This window comes from Mesorhizobium sp. M7A.F.Ca.CA.003.01.2.1 (assembly GCF_003998945.1).
Lineage (GTDB): Bacteria > Pseudomonadota > Alphaproteobacteria > Rhizobiales > Rhizobiaceae > Mesorhizobium > Mesorhizobium ciceri.
Genome location: NZ_RZRA01001019.1, coordinates 1 through 1,897 on the forward strand (window position 1 = coordinate 1; position 1,897 = coordinate 1,897).

General features: G+C 62.1%; 4 protein-coding genes. 3 read left to right on the forward strand and 1 reads right to left on the reverse strand.

Annotation, left to right across the window (positions count from 1 at the left end; translation table 11 throughout):
* Nucleotides 1-119 precede the first annotated feature (119 nt).
* Nucleotides 120-287, forward strand: a complete 168-nt coding sequence (gene ccmD, locus EN969_RS29055; RefSeq protein WP_013528831.1) for a heme exporter protein CcmD — start codon at nucleotides 120-122, stop codon at nucleotides 285-287.
* A complete protein-coding gene (locus EN969_RS29060; RefSeq protein ID WP_063169543.1) occupies nucleotides 284-859 on the forward strand; it encodes a DsbE family thiol:disulfide interchange protein in 576 nt (191 codons plus the stop codon). Before ccmD ends, EN969_RS29060 begins: the two co-directional genes overlap by 4 nt.
* A gap of 158 nt (nucleotides 860-1,017) precedes the next feature.
* Here EN969_RS29060 and EN969_RS29065 read toward each other — a convergent pair whose 3' ends face one another.
* The gene (locus EN969_RS29065; RefSeq protein WP_013528833.1) at nucleotides 1,018-1,185 is read right to left on the reverse strand and encodes a hypothetical protein; all 168 of its coding nucleotides are present in this window, start codon (nucleotides 1,183-1,185) and stop codon (nucleotides 1,018-1,020) included.
* A 259-nt stretch (nucleotides 1,186-1,444) separates the two neighbouring features.
* Between EN969_RS29065 and EN969_RS29070 the strand changes: the two genes are divergently transcribed.
* On the forward strand, nucleotides 1,445-1,897 hold a 453-nt coding region (locus tag EN969_RS29070), incomplete at its 3' end, for an SMP-30/gluconolactonase/LRE family protein (RefSeq protein WP_164758595.1).

Below are 1,897 nucleotides of genomic sequence, written 5' to 3' on the forward strand. Positions count from 1 at the left end.
GCGTATGACTGCGGCTCGGCGACCGATTGCGAAGCCGACGGAGCGAGGCTAAGGAAAAGCATGTCTAGACTGGGCGACATGATCGGCTTGGAAGGCCCCACTTCAGCGGGACCTGCCGCATGAGTGCGCATGCACTCTACGTGACCGCCGCCTATGGCATCACTGCCGTGGTGCTGGCCGGATTGATCGGCTGGATCCTGCTCGACCAGCGGGCGCGCAAGCGTGAGCTTGCCGAACTGGAGGCGTCCGGCGTGAGGCGTCGCTCCGACAAGGTCGCCAAGCCATGAGCACCGAAACGGAAACGCCGCCGCCCAGTCGTCGCCTGTTCGTGCTTCTGCCGCTGCTGATCTTCCTCGGCCTGGCCGGACTGTTCCTGTCGCAACTGCTGTCGGGGCGCGATGCTTCGGAAGTGCCGTCGGCCCTGATCGGCCTGCCTGCGCCGCAAACCAGCCTGCCGGCGCTGGAGGGCTCAAACCTGCCGGGGCTCGATTCGAAAACCTTCGCCGGCAAGGTCACATTGGTCAACGTCTTCGCGTCGTGGTGCGCGCCATGCCGCGAAGAGCACCCGGTGCTTCTGGCGTTGTCGCAGGATAAGCGTTTCACCATGGCAGCGCTGAACTACAAGGACCGGCCCGAAAACGCACGCCGGTTCCTCGGCGATCTCGGCAATCCGTTCCAGGCGATAGGGGTCGACGAAGCGGGCCGCGCGGCGATCGACTGGGGCGTCTACGGCGTGCCGGAAACCTTCGTCATCGGCAAGGACGGCAAGATCGCCTACAAACATGTCGGCCCGCTGACGCCCGAGACGGTGCAGGCGTTGCTGTTGCCGCAGATCGACAAGGCACTGGCGGCGCATTGATATTCAGGTGATGCCGGCCTGCAAACAGCGGCTTCCTGCGCTTCCGGTGCTCGCGTACCAAAAGTACGCTCCGCTCCGGTTCTCGGAAACCACCGTTTTCGACTCGGCCTGACCTGAATCTCAACGCACCTTGGCGGCGCGTCTTATCGGGCTTGAGATCAGCCGTAGATCTGCTTGTGGATCTGGTAGAGCATTTCCGAGCGGTCGGCGCGCATGTCGGCCAGATCGCGGCTGGAAAAGCTGTCGATTTCGGCGACAAGGCGGTTGTAGTGCTTGCGCTTGGCAATGCTGTTGCGAGCGCGGGTCATGAGACTGTCGAGGATCATAGCAAGGTTCCTTTTTGGCGCCGCATTTCGGCGGCGGTTTCTTCCTCCCTTGATCGATACGAAGCATGACATAGTAATGGTGCATTGCAAAAAGAAGATGTTGCAATGCACCATTGCGCTGGACGCATAGCCGGTTAATGCGGCGCTAACGTCATGCGCAGAGCCGGCAAGCGATCTTTTGTGGGACACTGTGCGTACCCACATTGCCTTCTGTCCCTCCGGCTGGCTTGATCCCTGTCATTGATGCCGGGAGGAAAGCATGGCGGCCGCAGACTATTATGAAATTCTCGATCCGCGCTTCGCGCGCCTGTTCAACGGCAACGCGCAGGTCGAGAAGCTGTTCACCGGATGCCAGTGGGCGGAGGGGCCGGCCTGGTTCGCCGCCGGCCGCTATGTCGTCTGGTCCGACATCCCCAACAATCGCATGCTGCGTTATGACGAGACCGACGGCAATGTCAGCGTCTTCCGGCAGCCGTCCGGCAACTCGAACGGCAACACCGTCGACCGGCAGGGCCGGCTGATCACCTGCGAGCATTCGGGCCGCCGCGTCAGCCGCACCGAGTTCGACGGCTCGGTCACCACGATCGCGGCCAAATGGAAAGGCAAGCGGCTGAATTCGCCCAACGACGCGGTGGTGAAATCCGACGGTTCCATCTGGTTCACCGATCCAAGCTACGGCATCGATACGGATTATGAGGGCGACAGGGCTGAG

What these genes read in the sequence shown, in the direction of transcription:
- ccmD (WP_013528831.1), top strand. Translation starts at nt 120, where the DNA reads ATGAGTGCGCATGCACTCTACGTGACCGCCGCCTATGGCATCACTGCC.
- EN969_RS29060 (WP_063169543.1), top strand. Translation starts at nt 284, where the DNA reads ATGAGCACCGAAACGGAAACGCCGCCGCCCAGTCGTCGCCTGTTCGTG.
- EN969_RS29065 (WP_013528833.1), bottom strand. Translation starts at nt 1,185, where the DNA reads ATGATCCTCGACAGTCTCATGACCCGCGCTCGCAACAGCATTGCCAAG.